General features: G+C 33.6%; 18 protein-coding genes. 3 read left to right on the top strand and 15 right to left on the bottom strand.

What is annotated here, in order from left to right; genetic code table 11:
* Positions 1-9 precede the first annotated feature (9 nt).
* The 11 genes from CLU81_RS06910 to CLU81_RS06860 all read right to left on the bottom strand — a co-directional run bounded on the left by CLU81_RS06910 (position 10) and on the right by CLU81_RS06860 (position 12,480).
* Positions 10-2,169, bottom strand: coding sequence for a TonB-dependent receptor (locus tag CLU81_RS06910; RefSeq protein ID WP_099709158.1), 2,160 nt, complete (start codon positions 2,167-2,169; stop codon positions 10-12).
* Between the two features lie 72 nt (positions 2,170-2,241).
* Entirely contained in the window at positions 2,242-2,619 is a 378-nt protein-coding gene (locus tag CLU81_RS06905) for a hypothetical protein (protein WP_233209674.1), read from the bottom strand.
* Between the two features lie 42 nt (positions 2,620-2,661).
* Entirely contained in the window at positions 2,662-3,621 is a 960-nt protein-coding gene (locus CLU81_RS06900) for a transporter (RefSeq protein WP_099709156.1), read from the bottom strand.
* A 301-nt stretch (positions 3,622-3,922) separates the two neighbouring features.
* Positions 3,923-4,963: a cytochrome-c peroxidase gene (locus CLU81_RS06895; protein ID WP_099709155.1), complete on the bottom strand. Its 1,041-nt coding sequence runs from the start codon at positions 4,961-4,963 to the stop codon at positions 3,923-3,925.
* A gap of 165 nt (positions 4,964-5,128) precedes the next feature.
* Entirely contained in the window at positions 5,129-5,932 is an 804-nt protein-coding gene (locus tag CLU81_RS06890) for an MbnP family protein (RefSeq protein WP_099709154.1), read from the bottom strand.
* Between the two features lie 113 nt (positions 5,933-6,045).
* Entirely contained in the window at positions 6,046-6,423 is a 378-nt protein-coding gene (locus CLU81_RS06885) for a hypothetical protein (protein WP_233209673.1), read from the bottom strand.
* Between the two features lie 291 nt (positions 6,424-6,714).
* A complete protein-coding gene (gene secA, locus CLU81_RS06880; RefSeq protein ID WP_099709153.1) occupies positions 6,715-10,056 on the bottom strand; it encodes a preprotein translocase subunit SecA in 3,342 nt (1,113 codons plus the stop codon).
* A gap of 87 nt (positions 10,057-10,143) precedes the next feature.
* Entirely contained in the window at positions 10,144-10,365 is a 222-nt protein-coding gene (locus CLU81_RS06875) for a DUF2795 domain-containing protein (RefSeq protein WP_007138072.1), read from the bottom strand.
* Positions 10,366-10,537: 172 nt separating this feature from the next.
* Positions 10,538-11,107: a cob(I)yrinic acid a,c-diamide adenosyltransferase gene (locus CLU81_RS06870; RefSeq protein ID WP_099709152.1), complete on the bottom strand. Its 570-nt coding sequence runs from the start codon at positions 11,105-11,107 to the stop codon at positions 10,538-10,540.
* Between the two features lie 71 nt (positions 11,108-11,178).
* Positions 11,179-11,748, bottom strand: a complete 570-nt coding sequence (locus tag CLU81_RS06865; RefSeq protein WP_099709151.1) for a hypothetical protein — start codon at positions 11,746-11,748, stop codon at positions 11,179-11,181.
* A gap of 45 nt (positions 11,749-11,793) precedes the next feature.
* The gene (locus tag CLU81_RS06860; protein WP_059116478.1) at positions 11,794-12,480 is read right to left on the bottom strand and encodes an ABC transporter ATP-binding protein; all 687 of its coding nucleotides are present in this window, start codon (positions 12,478-12,480) and stop codon (positions 11,794-11,796) included.
* A 311-nt stretch (positions 12,481-12,791) separates the two neighbouring features.
* Here CLU81_RS06860 and CLU81_RS06855 point away from each other — a divergent pair, with 311 nt between their 5' ends.
* Together CLU81_RS06855 and CLU81_RS06850 are read left to right on the top strand one after the other, a co-directional pair.
* Positions 12,792-13,451, top strand: a complete 660-nt coding sequence (locus tag CLU81_RS06855) for a DUF6565 domain-containing protein (protein WP_099709150.1) — start codon at positions 12,792-12,794, stop codon at positions 13,449-13,451.
* 243 nt (positions 13,452-13,694) lie between these two features.
* Positions 13,695-14,069, top strand: coding sequence for a hypothetical protein (locus CLU81_RS06850; RefSeq protein ID WP_144444478.1), 375 nt, complete (start codon positions 13,695-13,697; stop codon positions 14,067-14,069).
* Here the strand turns inward: CLU81_RS06850 and CLU81_RS06845 are convergent.
* Positions 14,066-14,845: an O-methyltransferase gene (locus CLU81_RS06845; RefSeq protein ID WP_099709148.1), complete on the bottom strand. Its 780-nt coding sequence runs from the start codon at positions 14,843-14,845 to the stop codon at positions 14,066-14,068. The genes CLU81_RS06850 and CLU81_RS06845 overlap by 4 nt on opposite strands.
* A gap of 162 nt (positions 14,846-15,007) precedes the next feature.
* On the opposite strand from CLU81_RS06845, the gene CLU81_RS06840 reads away from it, so the two are divergent.
* On the top strand, positions 15,008-16,558 hold the full coding sequence (locus tag CLU81_RS06840; protein WP_099709147.1) for an SDR family oxidoreductase: 1,551 nt from the start codon (positions 15,008-15,010) through the stop codon (positions 16,556-16,558).
* 94 nt (positions 16,559-16,652) lie between these two features.
* On the opposite strand, the gene CLU81_RS06835 is transcribed toward CLU81_RS06840, so the two are convergent.
* From CLU81_RS06835 to CLU81_RS06825, 3 genes are all read right to left on the bottom strand, one after another.
* On the bottom strand, positions 16,653-17,126 hold the full coding sequence (locus CLU81_RS06835) for an FKBP-type peptidyl-prolyl cis-trans isomerase (protein WP_099709146.1): 474 nt from the start codon (positions 17,124-17,126) through the stop codon (positions 16,653-16,655).
* A 58-nt stretch (positions 17,127-17,184) separates the two neighbouring features.
* Positions 17,185-18,189 carry a hypothetical protein gene (locus CLU81_RS06830; protein WP_144444477.1) on the bottom strand — a complete coding sequence of 335 codons (1,005 nt, stop codon included), beginning with the start codon at positions 18,187-18,189 and terminating at the stop codon, positions 17,185-17,187.
* A gap of 268 nt (positions 18,190-18,457) precedes the next feature.
* Positions 18,458-20,320 carry an ABC-F family ATP-binding cassette domain-containing protein gene (locus tag CLU81_RS06825; protein WP_099709144.1) on the bottom strand — a complete coding sequence of 621 codons (1,863 nt, stop codon included), beginning with the start codon at positions 20,318-20,320 and terminating at the stop codon, positions 18,458-18,460.
* Between the last annotated feature and the right edge of the window lie 53 nt (positions 20,321-20,373).

The following is a 20,373-nucleotide window of genomic DNA, read 5'->3' as shown; positions in this document are numbered from 1 at the left end:
AACTTTTTTCTATTTTTTTAATGAAAAGTTGTACTGAATTCCAAATACAAAAGTTCTTGGAGCCGCCGCCGTATAAGTTGGTTGAGCGTTTGTGGTATTGGCTCTCGAAACATTATAAGCATATAATTTATCGGTTAAATTAAGCACGTTTCCGTAAATCTCAATTCCTTTCCATTGATAGCCAACTCTGGCGTTGAATATGTTGTAACCGCTATATTTTAAGGTATTTATCTGATCTTGATAGTAACTTCCAACAAGTTGCCATTCGACAGAAGTTCTAAGATTTGGAAGCCAGTTTGGATAATAACTTACCTCCGAATTTCCCGACCATTTTGGAGCTGCAGGCATTTCTTTTCCGTTCAAATCCTGAATTGGATCCATTGGTTTGTCCGAAAGTTTGAAATCAATATAAGTGTGCTGCGCATAAGTTCCGCCAAAGCGAATGTTGAATTGTTTTGAAGGTCGGTACGAAGCTCCAAACTCAATTCCTTTATGGCGAGTTTCTCCAGCCGAACGATATTCAGTTGAATTATCTGCCAGTTTGATGTTCAAAAGCTCATTTTTTCCTTCCATGTAATAGAAAGCATAATCAAAATTTAGCTTGTTTTGAAGGAAAGAAAACCATCCGCCAACTTCGTAATTGTTGAAGGTTGCGGGTTCTAAGTTGTAATAGAAATCAGCTGGAACGCCAGTTGTTCCGCCAGTTCCGGGTTTGGTTCTAAAGATTGATGTAATTCCCGGAGGCGCAAAACCTTGTGAATAATTGCCATAAAAACCAGCATATTCAAACGGATTGTAATTTGCTCCGGCTTTAAAAGTCATTTTGTCATAAACTTTGCTTCCTGTAGAATTGTCTAAAGCATTGTCATAATTGACTTTCATGTTGTCGTAACGTCCGCCAACGGTGATAACTAATTTTTCTATTGGATTAAAACTTAATTGCGCATAACCCGCAGAATTGAAAATATCGGCAGTATAATCGGCTAGTTTTGAATCCGGATGTTCTGCAATAATTTCATAAGAATCTACCGTTTGTTTTCCCGGAGTTCCCGGATTTAAATTTGCTTTTAAATCAATAACATAAGACCAATATGTTACGGGAGAATAATCGTATAATGCGCCGGCAACCAGTTTGGTATTCAAGAAATCGAATTTTTGAGTATGTTGTCCAATTGCGCCATAACTTTTGAAATTATTCGAATTTACTTCGCCTTTTGCCGTTGTAGGATTTACAGTTGGACTCCATTTAATTCCGTACGAAGGATTTTGACCTAATTTATTGTCGCGTAAATATGCCGTAATATAACTGCTCGAATTGCTGTTCCAGTCGTGTTCTAATGTTAATCGTGTTCGTAAAGCGTCAGATTTTCTATAAGTAAAATTCGAAGTGCTTTTGTAGGTTCTGTTATTAAAAGCGTCTTCGTTTACAGTTCCGCTCATGTCCGAATAATATTTTCCGTACATGGTATTACTAATCAATCGGGTAGAAGAGGAAATGTTATAATCGATTCTCGCATTAAGATTGTCTTTGTTATAATCGGAATAAGTCATCCAGCCATTTTCCTGCAAACTTGAAATTCCTGCAATATGAAAACCGACTTTCCCGATTGTTGCGCCACCGGCAGCCTGAAATCTTCTGTAACCATAATTATCTGCCTGAACACCAAATTTAAATTCCGGATCTACAGGCGGTTTTAGCGAAATTAAATTTATAGTTCCGCCAACAGCTTCTGGCCCGTACAAAGACGAAACGGGACCTTTTACAACCTCAATACTTTGTAAATTATACTGATTAATTTCCAATAAAGCGTTGTGATTGAAGATTCCCATTGGGCGAATTGGCAAACCATCTTCAAGATATAAGTAATACGCATTGGTTGTCATTGGCTGCCTGATCGACATCATATGTTGTTCGTTACCAAGATTAACCATTAAAACTCCCGGTTTTTTATTTATGATTTCATAAACCGCAGTAGCTTTAGTTTCGTTGATTGTTTTTGCCGTTATTTTGCTAATTGCAACAGGCGTTTCTTTACGTAAAGTAGCAGTACGATTGGCGGTAACGAAAATATTTTCGAGTTCTTGAGTTTTTGTAGAGTCTTTTTCGACTTTGTTTTGTGCAAAGACAATTTGCCCTACAATTAATAGGGTAAAGTATATTTTTTTCATTTTGAATTATATAAATTTTAAAAGGAACGAGCATTTTTCCTGATTTTTAGACAAGAAAAATGGGAACTGAATTTATATAAAACAGGATGGAGGATGGAAAGTAAGATTCGAAACCGAAATTGGTTTTCGATTAAAATAAGCGAAATTTTTTCTTTCCGATTCGATTGGAACTATCAAGGTGAAATCAGGAGTAATTGTGTTTTGAATATAAACAATTTCAGCTTTTTCTTTGAGATTGTCCTGCATTCTTTTTTCGTTGTCCGAATATTTTTTTAGACTTTTTTGAAGTTCACAGCGACCATTACAAGAATTAAAAATCATCTTTCGCTGAACGCAGATCGTTTTAGAAATTTCTTCCTGATTTAATTTGAAAGAAGTATAAACAAGAAAACTGCCAAAAGATGGCAGCAAAAGCATAGAGGAAAGAAATATGATTATAATTTTTTTCAAAGCTTGTTTTTCGTTGTTTTGAGAATCTTTTTGTTTAAAAAATTAAAGCGTATAGTTTAGGTTCACGCTCCATCTGTAATTCGCTTCCATTTTTCCGTTTGATAAATTTTGATTGATCGGAAGCATTGCATTTACACCAATCGAAAATTTATCTTTTCCAGCTTCAAAACCAAATTTTCCAAACAAGATATCTCCCGCCGTATTTGGTAAATCTAAACCGTGTTGTTTGTTAGTTTGGTAAACTTCGCCTGCTAATCCGGCTTGTGGCACAATTTGTATCGATTTCAAATCAAATAAATAAAACATCGTTGCAGCATAATTAAACTGATCTCCGTATTGGTATTCTTTTTTGTTTTCGGTCTTGAAAATGTAATTCAGCGTTGTGTTTAAACCCAGATTTTTTCGGTTAATCACATATTCAGAAACCACCGAATAATCCCAACTTCCGGTTCCTAATTGAAAACTTTGGTTCACACTTCCTAGATTATTTGCCTCGGTAAATTTTCCCGTTGGAATTTTTATTCCTGCACCAATATTTACTTTATGCGTAAAAACTGCGCTGTCTTTTTTCGTTTCAAAAATTTTGTACAATCCCATTACGGTAATATCGCCCAAACCAGAAATACTTTCGGTTCCTGCTGTTAATTCTCTTTCATGAAAGTGATACGGAATCAACGCCGAAATCTGAATTTTCTCATTTACCGGAATTCTCGTCCAAACCTGAACTGTATTGAAGTTTTCGTCAATCCAAGGCGAATTGTCAAAAATCCCGTCACGGCTTGTATAGCTTTGTTTAAAATAACGAACGCCCACAAAATTATTGTTCAGCATTGAGCTAAAACCCATACTTCCGCCACTTGCCGAACATCCGCACGCATCACAATCAAAGTCTTCCATCATTGCCAAACGCTGAAAAGTAAACGCCGAAATACTATCTTTTACCGTAAAACTAAAGGCTGAAAAACCAGCCAAAAAAAGACCTATTACTATTAATTTTTTCATTTTAATTATTATTGTTTTTAGGAGCTGATCCCGCTTTCGGCTATATCTTTTTTAAGGCGAAGAAAAATCGCCTCAAAAAAGGATACCGCCTCTATCGGGGCTAGGACTCCAGTTTTCATTATAACTTTATTTTTTGTCACTTTTGATGACACAATCTTATCATTTCTCCTTCGTCGAAATGGCAAACTTTGGCGATATTTTGCCACAGATTACACGGATTAAAATGATTTTTTGAACGATTTTAAATTGCTTTTAATCTGTGTTAATCCGTATACTCCGTACAATCCGCGGGCTAATTTTCTTAAAACTCCGAGAAACGCTTATCAGTCAAATATTGGTTATCGGTCAATGTTTTTAAGAAAGCAATTATTTGTTTTTTATCCGTTTCCGAAAGCGCGATTCCTAATTTTCCATTTTTGTTTAAAATAGGATCTAAAGTTGCCGAAGCTGTAACGCCACTTTCATAATGATCCAAAACGCCTTCCAGAGTTCCAAATCTTCCGTCGTGCATATAAGGTCCAGAAACTTCGACATTACGCAAACTTGGCACTTTGAATTTGTAATAATCAGCAGCTAGTTCAGTTACTTTATAACGTCCAACATCGTTTACCATTGGGTTTACGGGAAGACCATTGTTTCTAAATGAATTATCGGTTTGTAAATCTGTAGCATGGCAAGAAGCACATTTTGATTTGAATAAATCATATCCTGCCAATTCATCCGTTGTGAATGTTCCTCCAACTTCATTTCGTCGATATTTGTCAAATTTTGAATTAGACGAAACAATCATAACCATAAATTGCGAAAGTGCTTTAAGCATGTTTTCGGTAGTAATTGCTCCATCATCAAAAGCTTGTCCAAATAGTTTTTGATATTCCTTGTCCGCTTTCATCATTTTAAGAATAGAACTCAAATTGCCATTCATTTCAATAATACTTGTAAGGGGAATAATTGGCTGTAAATCCAAATGATCTGCCGCTCCGTCGTACATGAAAATACTTTGATAAGCCAAATTCTGAATCGGCGGTGTATTTCGTGTGCCTTGAGCATTATCTACACCGTGACTTACTGTGTGTCCGTGATGTGTGAAAGCATTGGCTTGTATGTGGCAAAAACCGCAGGAAACAACTCCGTCAGAAGCTAAACGCCCGTCGTAGAATAATTTTTTTCCTAGTTCAAATCCTTTTTCTGTTGGCGGATTCAGTGCAATATTGTACGCTAATTCAGGAAAGTTTGAAGGAACTTTAAATTCTAATGGAACATTTACATATTCCTCGTCCTGATTGGAGCAACTCCATAACAACGGAATCATTAGCCATAGAAAATGTTTTATTTTCAGCATGATTTTTTATGTTTATTAGAAGTACAAAAGTTGTCGTTTAGCCCCGATGGTCCCGAAGTTTCGGGAGATATCCTTTTGTGTCCGCCGCGGCGGACACAAAAGATATAATGTAAAGCGGGACTTTATTTCTGGGAAACCGAAACTGTTGTGCTCCTGAAAATAAAATTAGTCGTTATGTACGTGATCAACTCTAAACATTGAAGATACGTTCTGGGTAATTAATGGCAAATTGGCTCCGCCCATAATCATAGCGCCCATTCCGCCGGCATTATTATCAGAAAGTTTGATTTTGTTTGTTCCGTCAATGATTTTAGAAAGGTCAGTAATCATGTGGACTTCCGGCGTAATATTAGTACGAACAAGTGCTTTTGTTGGTAAATCCAAAGTTACTTCGGTGTAGTTGTAATCTGTTCCTGTTTTACCGGTGTGAACCATAAAAGAAGTAGCTGTAGTTACTGTTGGTGATGTAAAAGTTCCTTCGAAAGCAAGGAATTTATATCCTGCAGCCCAAGACCACAACATTCCTGCATCATTTGCTTTAGCCAGAAAATCGCCTTGTCCTGCAGCACCTAATTTCCATTGTTCTTCATCAACTCCAATTCCGAATTTTACTTTTACGTAATCTCCGGCAGGAATATCCGTAAGTTTAAATTCGCGACCTTCTGCAGAAGCTTCATCAGCTATGAAATAACTTTTGCTTTTTGGGTAGGTAAAAGTTGTTCCGTCAGCTTTTGTTAAAACAACATTGCTTACAATATATTTGATCAAACTGATTTTTAAAACTTCGTTGTTTGATGTCTTAGTATTTTGTGCATTTAAAATAAGATCGTTTGTTCCGTAAGCGTTATCAAACTCTAATGTAAGTTTTCCTTGTCCTGTAACATTTTGACTGCTATCGTCGCTTGAACATGAACCTAAAGTAATTGAAATTGCTGCAATAGCAAGTGCTTTGTATAATGTATTTTTCATTTTATGAATTTTATATAATAGTAATTTTAAATTTTGGTTGTACGTAGACACAATTTCATTGTTGGGTGACAATGAAAATTTATTTCAAGAGAATTGAAATAATATTTAAAAAATTATATAAAATAGGATGGAGGTCGAAATGTAGTATTCGAAACCGAAATAGGCTTGTTGTCAAAAGAAGCAAAGAATTTTTCTTTTGACTGAATTGGTGTTACCAATTTAAAAGGTGCCGTAACTGAAGTTTGAATGTAAACAACTTCTGCTTTTTCTTTCAGGTTGTTTTGCATTTTCTTCTCGTTATCAGCGTATTTTTTTAAACTTTTTTGAAGTTCACATCGACCGTTACAACTATTAAAAAGCATTTTTCGTTGTACACAGATGGTTTTTGAAATCTCATCCTGATTTAGTTTGAATGAGGTATAAACAAAGAAACTGCCAAATGATGGCACTAAAAGCATGCAGGAAAGAAATGTAATTAAAATTTGCTTCAAAGCTTTTTTTCGTTGTTTCTGATTGCAAAGGTACTGTTTATTCCTTTTAGTTATTACGATTTTTGTCATTTAACATAAAAAAATATCAGCAAAATAAAAAAATCGATAATACGAAATGATAAAACTTTTTTGAATAGGCTCCAGCTTTAGCTGGAGTTTAAAGATAGAATTATAAGATGGCTTTAGCCGAAAAGCACGTTTGAAATTTGGCTAAAGCCATTTATTATTATTCAAAAAAAACCTCCAGCTTTAGCTGGAGGTTTTTTAATTTATGATTTTAAAATAAAATTATTATTTAACAAGAACCCAAGCACCTGAAGCGATTAAAGATTCTGCTTTTTTAAATTTCATTTCTTCAGTTTTACCTGTTGCAATTTCCTGAACTGTTACAGTATCATTACGGTTGATTTTTGGCATATCTCTCACAATGGTTTCAGTAACCTGACGTTGTTGTGTTTCTCCAGCTTCGCGGTTGATGTCTTCGCTGTTTACAATTTCGTCTTTGCTTAATTTGAAGTTTTCTTTTTGACGAATTTCTTTTGCTTCGTGAATTTCAGGAACGTTTTGAGCTGGTAAATCACCTTTGAATAAGAATGAAATAACTTCTTTGTTAACGTTGTCTAACATTCCTCTAAACAAATTGAATGCTTCTAATTTGTAAATTAGCAATGGATCTTTTTGTTCGTGAACGGCTAATTGAACTGATTGTTTCAATTCGTCCATTTTACGTAAGTGTTTTTTCCAAGCTTCATCAACAATAGATAATGTGATGTTTTTCTCGAAATCAGCAATTAACTGAGCTCCTTCGCTTTCGTATGCTTTTTTCAAGTCAGTAACTACACTCAAAGTTTTGATTCCGTCAGTAAATGGAACTACGATACGCTCAAAATGATTGTTTGGCTCTTCGTAAACTCCTTTAATGATTGGGAAAGCTTCTCTTGCGCTTCTTTCAGTTTTCTCTGTATAGAATGCTAAAGTCTCTTTGTATATTTTTCCTGTAATTTCGTTATCAGATAATTTCAAGAAATCAGCTTCAGAAATTGGAGAAGTGATTGAGAAATAACGAATTAAATCAAATTCGAAATTTTTGAAATCATTAACTGGTTTAGTTTGACTTACGATTAATTCGCAAGTATCATATAGCATATTCGCGATATCAAGTTTCAAACGCTCACCAAACAATGCGTGACGACGACGTTTGTAAACTACTTCACGTTGAGAGTTCATAACGTCATCATATTCTAATAAACGTTTACGAACACCAAAGTTGTTTTCTTCTACTTTTTTCTGAGCACGCTCGATAGATTTGGTCATCATAGAATGTTGGATAACTTCACCTTCCTGAAGTCCCATTCTATCCATAACTTTTGCAACTCTTTCAGAACCAAATAAACGCATTAAGTTATCTTCAAGAGAAACATAGAATTGAGAACTTCCCGGATCTCCCTGACGTCCTGCACGACCACGTAACTGTCTGTCAACACGACGAGAATCATGACGCTCTGTACCAACGATTGCTAAACCTCCGGCAGCTTTTACTTCTGGAGATAATTTAATATCGGTACCACGACCAGCCATATTTGTTGCAATAGTTACAACTCCGGCTTTTCCTGCTTCTTCTACGATTTGTGCCTCTTGTTTGTGCATTTTAGCATTCAAAACGTTATGAGTAACGCCTCTCATTTTCAACATTCGGCTTAATAATTCTGAAATCTCTACAGAAGTTGTTCCAATTAATACTGGTCTTCCTGCATTTGATAATTCAGTTACATCTTCAATTACAGCGTTGAATTTTTCACGTGTAGTTTTGTAGATATAATCTTCTTTGTCTATTCTTGAAATCGGACGGTTTGTTGGAATCTCAACTACGTCTAATTTATAAATCTGCCATAACTCTCCAGCTTCTGTAACTGCTGTTCCCGTCATACCACCTAATTTGCTGTACATTCTGAAATAATTCTGTAATGTAACTGTTGCAAAAGTTTGTGTAGCAGCTTCGATTTTTACATTTTCTTTAGCTTCAATCGCTTGGTGTAGTCCGTCAGAATAACGACGACCATCCATGATACGACCAGTTTGCTCATCGACAATCATAATTTTGTTGTCCATGATCACGTATTCTACATCTTTTTCAAAAAGTGCATATGCTTTTAAAAGTTGAGTAAGTGTGTGGATACGCTCGCTTTTTACTCCAAAATCCTGGAATAATCTTTCTTTAGCTTCCGCTTCAGCGTCTTTATCTAATTTTTGTTTTTCGATAGCAGCAATTTCGGTTCCAATATCCGGAAGTACGAAAAAGTCAGCATCTGTATCTCCTGAAAGGTATTGAATACCATTATCAGTTAATTCTACCTGATTGTTTTTTTCTTCAATTACAAAATACAAAGCCTCATCAACTTTATGCATTTCGCGATTGTTATCCTGCATGTATTGATTTTCAGTTTTTTGAAGTAATTGTTTAACTCCTTCTTCACTTAAAAATTTAATTAATGCTTTGTTTTTAGGTAAACTTCTGTAAGCTCTTAATAATAAGAATCCACCTTCTTTAGTGTTTCCTTCTTTGATTAATTTTTTAGCTTCTGCTAAGAAACCATTCGCTAACTGACGTTGTTGTGCTACTAAGTTTTCGATTTTTGGTTTCAACTCATTAAATTCATGACGATCTCCCTGAGGAACCGGACCTGAAATAATAAGTGGAGTTCTTGCATCATCAATTAATACAGAATCGACCTCATCGACAATTGCATAATTGTGTTTTCTTTGAACTAAATCGCTTGGCGAGTGTGCCATGTTATCTCTTAGGTAGTCAAAACCAAATTCATTATTGGTTCCGTAAGTGATATCAGCGTCGTATGCTTTTTTTCTTTGTTCTGTACTTGGTTGGTGATTATCGATACAATCAACAGTCAAACCGTGAAATTCAAATAAAGGTGCTTTCCATGTACTATCACGTTTTGCAAGGTAATCATTCACCGTTACTAAGTGAACTCCGTTTCCAGTCAAAGCGTTTAAGTAAAGTGGAAGTGTAGCAACCAAAGTTTTACCTTCTCCCGTTTGCATTTCGGCAACTTTACCTTCGTGCAATACCATACCACCAATTAACTGAACATCATAGTGAATCATGTCCCAAGTAATTTCTTTACCGGCTGCATTCCATTTATTAGCCCAAGTAGCTTTGTCACCTTCAATAGTAACATAAGTTTTTGAAGCCGAGAATTCGCGGTCTTTTGGAGTTGCAGTTACTTCGATAAAAGAATTGTCTTTAAAACGACGTGATGTTTCTTTTACTACAGAGAATGCTTCAGGAAGGATTTCCAATAAAGTTTTCTCTGAGATTTCGTATGCTTCTTTTTCAAGAGAATCGATAGCATCATAAAGATCTTCTCTTTTGTCGATGTCTTCGATGTTTTCTACTTCAGCTTTAAGCGAAGCAATTTTAGCATCTTTTTCAGCTCTCGCTTCTTTTATTTTTTCTTTAAAATATGCGGTTCTGGCTCTTAGCTCGTCATGAGACAAGCTCATTAAGCTGGTTTCGAACGTTTTAATTTTATTTAAATAAGGCTGTAGAGCTTTGACATCTTTCTGTGATTTATCACCTACAAAGACTTTAATAATACTGTTTATGAAACTCATGATTTATTGTATTTCTATTTTATGTAAATGTGTATTTGAACCAAAAAAAAAGCCTCGGTGATGAGACTTTTTCCTTTGGTTTATTTTTTAATATTCATCCTCATTCCAAAGATAATCTTCGTCTGTTGGATAATCAGGCCAAATTTCTTCCATTGATTCATATATCTCGCCTTCGTCTTCGATTGACTGAAGGTTTTCTACCACTTCTAATGGAGCACCAGCTCTAATAGCGTAGTCAATAAGTTCATCTTTGTTAGCAGGCCATGGCGCATCACTTAAATAAGATGCTAATTCTAATGTCCAATACATCTGTTATCTGTTTAGTTTGTGCAAAAATAAATTTTTTACTGAAAAAGACAAGTAAAATTTGATTTATTTTAATAAAATTTAAGAACGTCTCTATAAATTGCGGATTGTAGATTGTTGATTTTAGATTTTTGAAACCTTTTAATCTAAAATCTTAACTCTAAAATCTAACATTTCACTTTCTGGGAATCCATTTCACTTCATCCGCTTTTAAGTCTGACGACAACTTCCGTGCCAAGACAAAAAGGTAGTCAGAAAGTCGGTTTAAGTACATAATTGCGATCTCAGGAACGTGCTCATTATGGCTTAAATGTACTGCCAAACGTTCTGCACGACGGCAAATACAACGCGCTATATGACAATGTGACACGGTTGGATGTCCTCCAGGTAAAACAAAATGAGTCATTTGCGGAAGACTTTCCTCCATTTTATCGATTTCGTTTTCTAATAACTCAATATCAGAATCAATTATTCCCAGGTTTTTCAAACGAAGTTTACCGTTTTTTAGGATTTCTTTTTCTTGTGGAGTTGCCAAAATAGCGCCCACAGTAAAAAGACGATCCTGAATTTCGATTAGAATAGTTTTATAATGCGAATCCATTTCCTGATCGCGAATGAGTCCTATATAAGAGTTCAACTCATCAACAGTTCCATAACTGTCAATTCTGATATGATCTTTAGGAACGCGTGTGCCTCCAAAAAGAGCCGTCGTTCCTTTGTCTCCTGTTTTTGTATATACTTTCATTTTTTTTTGTTTGAGGTGCTATCCCGAAGCTTCGGGACTGAGGTGCTGAGATTCTAAGTTTTTTTCTTTTGTTAGTTGTTTAATCCAAGTTCATTACTCAGTTTTGTTAATTTTTTGCCGGCTTTGTCGTTAAAGGCATCACTTTTTATTCCCGCAGTTTTTGCGGTTGACTCAAGTTGAGAGCATTCTAAACAAATCTGTGTTTGACAAATTACTTTATTATCTTTAAAATAAATAAATCCAAGTCTAGGATTGTAACAAGCCGCCATATTTGAATTTTCAAATGTTTTTTTGTTTCCAATAATTGCATTTAATTTTAAAATTTGATTGCGATCGAGTTTCTTCCTGCTTTTTATAGTATTAATGGATCTTCCTCTTTTATTTATGGGATAAAATGAATGTCCATTTCCATCAAAACCTATATAATTAACTCCAATAACCGAATCACATTCGAATCCTTTCTTGTAAGATAAAAGACTATCAATGCTAACTACAAATTCATTTGTAGTTGCCCAACGTATTTTTGCACTTTCAATTTTCGGAGGTAATAATTTAAAATTTTCATTGTCTTTTACGGAGGTATTTTTACAAGACGTTAAAAACAAAAAAACTAATAAAATAGATTTAATAAAATTGGTCATTTTTTTTCTTTTCCGATTAAACAATTAACCAAATAAACGCTTAAACTATTTTGTAGTATCACTTTCAATCAATCCATCTCTTAAACGAATAACTCTATGCGCATAAGCTGCAATATCTTCTTCGTGCGTTACTAAAATAACTGTGTTTCCTTGCGCGTGAATATCTCCAAAAAGCTTCATAATTTCAACAGACGTTTTACTATCTAAGTTTCCTGTTGGTTCATCGGCAAGAATAATTGAAGGTTTGTTAACCAAAGCGCGGGCAATTGCAACACGCTGACGTTGTCCTCCGGAAAGCTGATTGGGCTGGTGATCCATTCTGTCTGACAGATTTACTTGTGTCAAAACTTCTTCAGCTCGTTTGGTGCGTTCTGATTTCGAATATCCTGCATAAATCATAGGCAATGCAACATTATCTAAAGCAGTGGTTCTTGGTAAAAGATTGAAAGTCTGAAACACAAATCCGATTTCTTTGTTTCGAATTCCTGCCAATTCATCGTCTTTCATTTGGCTGACATCTTTTCCGTTTAAAACATAATGTCCGGAAGTTGGAGTGTCCAAACAACCTAATAGATTCATTAAAGTTGATTTTCCAGAACCCGAAGGTCCCATTAAAGCTACATATTCGCCTTTATTGATTTCTAAATTAATTCCTTTTAAGACATAAACGATTTCATTACCAAGAACAAAATTTCGTTTTATATCAGTTATTTTAATTAATGGATTCGCCATTTTGATTTACAATTTTGGATTTAAAAGTACAAAACACTTTTCAATAAACGATAAGTAGTTTCTAATTGATTTTTGTTACAACTGTCGGGATTTAAAATCATGATTTTCTACAAATTATCATTTTTATAAAAAATTATAATTTATTCGAATGAAAATCTGTTATGTGATTTTGTATTATTTTTATATAATCTCCATTTTTCTGTTATTTTATTGAATTATAATGTTTTAAATATTATAAAAGTGATAATTGTGTAAGAGTAAGGGCTGTATTGTAGCTTACATTTGTTATCTAATCTTAAATAATCAGAATTATGAAAAACATACAATTATTATCAGGAATTGCTTTAATAGCGTTAAGTCTTACGTCTTGTAAAGATGAAAAACAAGAAAAAGCTCAAAAAACCGTAGACTCTTATGTCGCTTATGTGGATTCAGTTAAAAATGTTAAAGCAGATGATCTGAAAGCAGATTGGAAAAATGTTGAAGCTGAGTATGACAGAAAAGCTGCAGAAGCAGAATTAGCTTTAGCAGATATTAAAGATAATTCGGCTGCGACCGAAAAAGTGAATACAAGTAAAGTGAAATACGAAGAGTTTAAAAAAGAAATGACCACCGTTTTTGCCCCACCTGCTCCAAGTCCAAAACAACAATTGCGTAATGCTTTATTTGGAGAAGGAAAAATCGGAGAGGATATGAATTTTGACTGGGTAAATGCTAAAAACATACATAGTGTTTATCAGCAATTTGTTCATACTGTTGAAGATAATAAAGATAAATATTCAAGAGAAGACTGGGATGAAGTAAAATTGATGTACGAAGCACTTGACAGCCGAAAAAATACGGTTGAAAAAGAAGGTTTAACATCTGAAGATAATAGAAAAATTGCCGGTTTGAAATTGAAATTTGCTCCAATGTATACTTTAAATAGAATGGGAGCTAAATCTGAAGAAACTGCAGCAGCAAAAAAATAATTATTAAGTTAATTTGAATTAGTATTAAAATGACAATCAGAAATGGTTGTCATTTTTTTTTGAAATAGAAATTTTAAACTCAGGTTTCTTATAAAAGAATTTTATTTTAGCTGTTCATAAAATTAAATAATGGGAATCTATTTTATAATACTATTAATTACAATATTACTTTTTAGACTATGTTATTTTTTTGAGGATTTTTCTAAATTCGAATCTAAAAGTTTAGTTGGTATTTTTATTTTTTTGTTTCTGATAATAGCTTTCTTTTTTACTATTGCGATACAAATATACGATGTCAAAAGAATAAAAGACAACTATGTTTTATCAGAAGGCAAAGTGACATTTTATCACACAGGAAGAGGAAAATCGGATGGAGAAGTTCGGTATGATTTTAAGGTAAATGAAGAATGGATTTCTAATGCATATTTTGAAAATCATTATATAGAAATTCCTGACGAAAAACCAGATACAACCATTAGCTATTTAGTTATCTATGAAAAAAGCTCACCTCAAAATGGCTTTCTATTGTTTAATTATCCAATAACAGATAAAGATGATTTGTCAGAGTACGAAGAGTTATTTAAAAAAGGAATACCTGATGATGTGTTTTATAATTAAGCACGAATCACAAAATGTTCTTTTTCCTGCTCATATCTAAAAAAGACAAATCCCCATTGAAAAGTATCAATTGTTACCGTAACTTTTGGATGGTTTTTTATAATTTCCCAAGCTTCTTCCATTTCTGGAGACCAATGAATATCATCGAAAATCCAAACACAATCATTGGTAATCGTTTGTAACAAAAGATCAAAATAAGCCAAAGTAGCTTTTTTAGAATGATTTCCATCAAAATAAATAAGATCATAATCTGTAGCCTGAAGATTTGTAGAAACTAAAAAGTTTTCAAATTCAGTTATAATAGTATCTACATTTTTGCAATCAAAATTTTCTAAATTATTTTTAGCAACACTTGCCGTTTGTGGGCAACCTTCGAGCGTAATTATTTTTGCATTTTTGTTTCCTAAAGCCAAAGCAGAAGTTGCCAAACCTAAAGAAGTTCCAATTTCAAGAATGTTTTTGGGCTGAAAATAATTAGTTACGCGAAATAATAATTCGGCACGTTTTGGAGAAATTCCTGCTGTCGATGCAATTTTCGAAATTTGTCTTCTATTCGATTTAAATACTTTTGAACCGGCGCCAAAATCAGTTACTTCAATAAAGTTTTTGTTATTAAGTAATGATTTTCGATAGTTTCGCAAAATCGAATATTCGGGTTTGGTTTTCTTGTCGTAAAAACATTTTGTCAATAAATTAAAAACAAACGGCGAATGTACTCCATGCTCGTTTTTGGAATCCCAAAGGAATTTTAAATAAGATTTAATTTGAAATAGCATATAAATGTTTAACAAGTAGGCGCGAAGATACAAAAAAGTCGAAAGTCATAAAGTCGAAAGTTTTAAAGGTATAAAACGATACTTTACCACTTTTGACTTTGAAGTTTATGACTTTCAAAAAGACTATATTTGCCCATTAAGCAAATAGTAATACGTTTTATAATGTTGAAGGAAGAAGTAGAAAGTAAGAATACAATAACCTCGGAAGAAATTAATAAATGCATTGCCATTTTAGCACAACTGAATGCCAATACAGATCAGATATTTGATATTCCGAAAGAACAACGAATTGCCTTAATCAAAGAAGCAGGAATGTTTTCGAGACCGGATCGTGATGAGTTTTCCAGAAGAGTAAAAGATGGTTTGCAAGCTGCAAAACGTAAAAAAGAGAAGAAAGACAAAACGACGCGTAAAGAAACCGGAATTCGTCATGCGCGTGAAGCGAGTATATTTGTTGCACCAAAATTATTGGCTCTAAATGATCTTGCTCTAAAAGAAGCATTAGAACTCGAAACTCCACGAAATTGTTACGTTTGTAAAACAGAATTTACTAAAATGCACCACTTTTATGACACAATGTGTACAGATTGCGGTGATTTTAATTATGCTAAACGTTTTCAAACTGCCGATGTAAAAGGACAAATTGCTATTATTACAGGTTCCCGATTAAAAATTGGTTATCATATTACATTAATGCTTTTGCGTGGCGGAGCAACTGTTATTGCGACAACACGTTTTCCGGTTGATTCGGCTTTGCGATTTGCTAAAGAAGAAGATTTCATGGAATGGGGACATCGCTTAAAAATTCATGGTTTAGATTTAAGACATATTCCGAGTGTGGAGATTTTCTGCAATTTTATAGAGCAAAAATACGAGCGTTTGGATATTCTGATTAATAATGCAGCACAAACGGTGAGACGTCCCGCTGGATTTTATTCCCATTTAATGGAAAATGAAGAATTGTCAATTACTTCACTTCCTAAACAAGCGCAAGATTTATTATTAGATCATTTGAATTGTCTGGACGAACTAAAAGTTTTGACAACTGGTTTTTCTTCGAATGAAAATATGCCGGTAACCTGGCACGGACCAGAACCTGGAATTGGTTTGCGCGCTTCGGCTCAATTATCTCAAATTCCATATTCTTTTGATAATGCATTGGTCGCAAATGAAGTTTTTCCAGAAGGAGAACTCGATGCAGATTTGCAACAAGTTGATTTGCGAAAAACAAATAGTTGGCGTTTACGTTTAGGGCAAATAGAAACTACAGAAATGATTGAAGTACAATTAGTAAATTCTGTTGCGCCATTTGTGTTATGTAACCGACTTTCTGAAGTAATGAAAAAAGATAATACAGGCAAAAAACACATTATAAATGTTTCGGCGATGGAAGGAAAGTTTCATCGTTTCTTTAAAGAAGATCGTCATCCGCATACTAATATGGCAAAAGCTGCATTGAATATGTTAACACATACATCATCAGGAACTTTGGCAAAACACGGAATTTTTATGAATGCCGTTGATACAGGTTGGGTAACTGACGAAGATCCTGCCGAATTGGCAAAAAAGAAGCAGGAATTAGAAGATTTTCAACCGCCATTGGATATTGTTGATGGCGCCGCTCGTGTTATGGATCCTTTATTTGACGGAATTAATACCGGAAAACATTGGTGTGGAAAATTCCTGAAAGATTATAATCCGATTCCTTGGTAGAATATAAATCTCAGTTTTCAGACTGTAAAAATAAAAAAGCCATAAAAAGATTAAATCTTCTTGTGGCTTTTTTTATTGAGATGATATTTTGAACTTAATTAACTTTAATCAATTTAACGTCAAAAATAAGAACTGAACCTCCGGGAATTCCCTTAGTAGTAACACTTCCGTAACCTAAATGTGAAGGAACTAAAAGAGCTCCACTTCCGCCTGTTTTAAAATAAGGAATACCTTCTGTCCAGCCTTTAATAACTTCGGTTAAAGAAAAAGAGACACCTGCAGCGTCGCTTTGGTTGAATATTTTTCCGCTTGTATAATAGCCTCTATAAGCTACAGTTACATTTGACGTTGCCGTTGGTTGTGCACCTGTTCCAGGTTCATCGATAATATAATACAAACCAGAAGCGGTTCTTGTCGCTGTTAGTTTGTTTTTGGCAATATAATCAGTGATTTCTTTTTCGTTTTCAACAGTGTAATCTGTTTTTTGTGGCTCTTGATTAGTAGGTTTGTCATTAGAGCAAGAAATAAAAAGTGTCATTATAAATAATGCAGAAAAAAGATGTTTCATGAAAAGTAGATTTTTTAAAGTCGTAAATATAATGAAATTAGGTATTTTGTTTTTGGAATTATTTACAAATTATATATTCATAAGATGGTCTGGCTCCCATGGGTGTAACTACAAATGTTCCTTTGTTTGACAATGTCATCGTAAAATCACGATCATATTCTTCATTTGCATCCGCATTGTGAAAAATGATTTTTCGTGTTTTTAATTTTTTGGATTGTATTTCGATATTTCCAATTTCATAACTTTTAAATACAAATGGTTTTTCTTTAAAATCCCAGTAAGTAAATTCTTTTTTAGCAAAATCGATATAAGATTTATTTTTGGAATCACAGAATTTTTGCTGTTCTGTAATGTAGTTTTCAATGTCTTTTTTGGATTCAAAAGGTATGAAACCTGTTTGTGGATCACTGTATGTAACATCATCGGTATAATCATAAGATAATCCTACAATCTTTTTCTTTTCTTTTGTAATCGCAAAGTAGAAATTGTAAATACGTTTTCCATCAACATCCATTGCGCGTGCTCTGTAATTACATTTATCCTCCAATGCATGGTGAGATTCAAAAACAGAATCTGAAAGATTTACGTAACCATTATCAAAATCAGAAAGCTTGAATTTATTCTCATATTTTTCATAAAAAAAGCCTGTTTTCTCAAATTTGGTATCTCCTAGATAAGTTGGGAATTTTTCAGAAGAAACGGTTGTATGGATTTTAGTTTCAAACCATTCTTTATAACTCATTTTGTTAGCAAAAATTATTATAGGATAAGGACCGTCATAAACATATTCGATAAAACCATCTTTTTCGTCAATGAACTTATTTATTTCTTTTTCATTATTAGTATTAAAAGCTTTTATGAAATCTTGAAAAAAGACATTTAATTCCGTTTCTGATATTTCCTCAGGAGTTACAACCGCTTTTTTGGTTGGATTTAGTTGTGTTGTATTTGGAATATTATTTTTTGGCGAATCATTTTTGCATGAAAAAGACAGTATAGTTATTAATGTTAATGCAAAACTTATAGTTAAACGTAATTTTAAAATCTTGTTCTTCGATTCCATTTTTTTATGTTGTAAAGTACTGTCGAACATTATTAATGCTAATATTGTTCTTCTTTTTTGTTTTATAGATTAGTTTTTTTCTTCTGCTAAAATAGGTATTTACCATTGCAAATGATAAAAAAGGCTTTATTTTTTAAAATAGTTTCTTGTTAATTTTAGATTGCTTTTTAGCAAAAAAAAAAGAGCCTCAATACTTTTAGTGTTGTCACTAATAGCATTGAGGCTCTTTATAATATAAACTTCTGTTTTTCTCTCGAAAGCTCGTGGATTATCCCTCGATCTTAGCCGAAAGTTCAAACCAACGTTCTTCTTTTTGATCTATCTTATTGATGATATTTTGTAATTCGTTAGCTTTTTTCTCGATGTCAGCGTCAGCTACTTTTCCATCAGAGAATAATTGTTCGATTTTAGTTTTATCAATTTCTAAATCTTTTATTTCTCTTTCTAGTTTTTGATATTCTTTTTGCTCGTTGAAAGTTAGATTTCCTGTTGGATTATTTTGTTTCCAATCTTTCTTTTCGGCTTTGTTTTCTTCTTTTTGAGCAACATCGGCACTGTCTTCGTAAGCTCTGAAATCAGAATAGTTTCCTGGGAAGCTTTCAATTTCTCCTTTTCCTCTAAAGATAAATAAGTGATCGACAATTTTATCCATAAAATAACGGTCGTGAGAAACTACAAGTAAACAACCTGGGTAATCTAAAAGGAAACTTTCAAGTACATTTAAAGTCACGATATCTAAATCGTTTGTAGGCTCATCCAGAATCAAAAAGTTAGGATTCTGAATTAAAACCGTACATAAATACAAACGTTTTAATTCGCCACCGCTTAATTTTTCTACGAAATCATATTGTTTTTTAGCATCAAAAAGAAAACGCTCCAACAATTGCGAAGCCGAAATCATTCGACCTTTTGCAAGCGGAATATATTCTCCGTATTCTTTAATAATATCTATAACACGCTGATTCGGTTTCGGATTGATTCCGCTTTGTGTATAATAACCAATCTTGATTGTGTCACCTTTTACAACGCGTCCGCTATCCAACGGAATTGTTCCCGTAAGAAGATTTAAGAAAGTCGATTTTCCGGTTCCGTTTTTTCCAATAATTCCGATACGTTCTCCACGCTGAAAATCAAAACTGAAGTTGTCCAGAATAACGTGATCTTTGAATTTTTTAGAAATTTTGTGAAGCTCGATAATCTTGCTTCCCATTCTTTCCATGTTAATTTCAAGCTCAACTTTGTTTTCTTTACGACGACTTTGTGCTTTTTCTTTAATTACATAAAAATCATCCTGACGTGATTTTGATTTTGTTGTTCTCGCTTTTGGCTGACGACGCATCCATTCTAATTCTTTTACGAATAAGTTTTTTGCTTTGTCAACACTTGCATTTTCAGAAGTAATTCTTTCTTCTTTTTTCTCTAAATAATAAGAGTAATTTCCTTTGTATTGGTATAATTTACCATTGTCAAGTTCGATGATTTCGTTACAAACACGCTCCAAGAAGAAACGGTCGTGTGTTACCATAAACAAGGTAATATTTTCTTTGGCAAAATAACTTTCCAGCCATTCGATCATTTCAAGATCCAGGTGATTGGTTGGCTCATCAAGAATCAATAAATCAGGGCGATTAATCAAAATTATCGCTAATGAAAGACGCTTTTTTTGTCCACCCGAAAGATTTTTTACTTTAAGTTTAAAATCTTCCAGTTTTAATTTGAATAAAATTTGTTTGTATTGCGTTTCAAAATCCCACGCATTATGTTGGTCCATTCCGTCAAAAGCTTTTTGATAAGCTTCTTCATCGTCTGGATTTTCAAGTGCTTTTTCGTAAGCTTCAATTACTTTAAGCGTTTCATTGTCTGATGCAAAAATGCTTTCCTCAATGGTTAACTCGTCTTGTAGATTATTATCCTGAGAAAGAAACGCCATACGGATTCCTTTTCTTAAAACAACTTGTCCAGTATCAGGTTCATCCAAACCATTGATAATACTCATAATGGTCGTTTTTCCCGAACCGTTTTTAGCTATAAAAGCAATTTTTTGGTCTTTATTGATTCCAAATGAGATATTGTCAAAAAGCGTTCTTTCGCCAAATGACTTCGATATATTTTCTACAGATAAGTAATTCACTTTGTAAAATATGAGTTATAAATTATAAGTTATGAATGTTTTAGAAAACATAA

The organism is Flavobacterium sp. 9 (assembly GCF_002754195.1).
In the GTDB taxonomy this organism is placed as follows: domain Bacteria; phylum Bacteroidota; class Bacteroidia; order Flavobacteriales; family Flavobacteriaceae; genus Flavobacterium.
This window is presented reverse-complemented; position numbering and strand designations above follow the sequence as displayed.

Excerpts from the sequence above, each read along its gene's own strand:
- CLU81_RS06870 (WP_099709152.1), bottom strand. The coding sequence starts at position 11,107 with ATGAAAGTATATACAAAAACAGGAGACAAAGGAACGACGGCTCTTTTT.
- CLU81_RS06860 (WP_059116478.1), bottom strand. The coding sequence starts at position 12,480 with ATGGCGAATCCATTAATTAAAATAACTGATATAAAACGAAATTTTGTT.
- CLU81_RS06855 (WP_099709150.1), top strand. The coding sequence starts at position 12,792 with ATGAAAAACATACAATTATTATCAGGAATTGCTTTAATAGCGTTAAGT.
- CLU81_RS06890 (WP_099709154.1), bottom strand. The coding sequence starts at position 5,932 with ATGAAAAATACATTATACAAAGCACTTGCTATTGCAGCAATTTCAATT.
- CLU81_RS06845 (WP_099709148.1), bottom strand. The coding sequence starts at position 14,845 with ATGCTATTTCAAATTAAATCTTATTTAAAATTCCTTTGGGATTCCAAA.
- CLU81_RS06875 (WP_007138072.1), bottom strand. The coding sequence starts at position 10,365 with ATGTATTGGACATTAGAATTAGCATCTTATTTAAGTGATGCGCCATGG.
- CLU81_RS06865 (WP_099709151.1), bottom strand. The coding sequence starts at position 11,748 with ATGACCAATTTTATTAAATCTATTTTATTAGTTTTTTTGTTTTTAACG.
- CLU81_RS06910 (WP_099709158.1), bottom strand. The coding sequence starts at position 2,169 with ATGAAAAAAATATACTTTACCCTATTAATTGTAGGGCAAATTGTCTTT.
- CLU81_RS06900 (WP_099709156.1), bottom strand. The coding sequence starts at position 3,621 with ATGAAAAAATTAATAGTAATAGGTCTTTTTTTGGCTGGTTTTTCAGCC.
- secA (WP_099709153.1), bottom strand. The coding sequence starts at position 10,056 with ATGAGTTTCATAAACAGTATTATTAAAGTCTTTGTAGGTGATAAATCA.
- CLU81_RS06840 (WP_099709147.1), top strand. The coding sequence starts at position 15,008 with ATGTTGAAGGAAGAAGTAGAAAGTAAGAATACAATAACCTCGGAAGAA.
- CLU81_RS06835 (WP_099709146.1), bottom strand. The coding sequence starts at position 17,126 with ATGAAACATCTTTTTTCTGCATTATTTATAATGACACTTTTTATTTCT.
- CLU81_RS06830 (WP_144444477.1), bottom strand. The coding sequence starts at position 18,189 with ATGGAATCGAAGAACAAGATTTTAAAATTACGTTTAACTATAAGTTTT.
- CLU81_RS06895 (WP_099709155.1), bottom strand. The coding sequence starts at position 4,963 with ATGCTGAAAATAAAACATTTTCTATGGCTAATGATTCCGTTGTTATGG.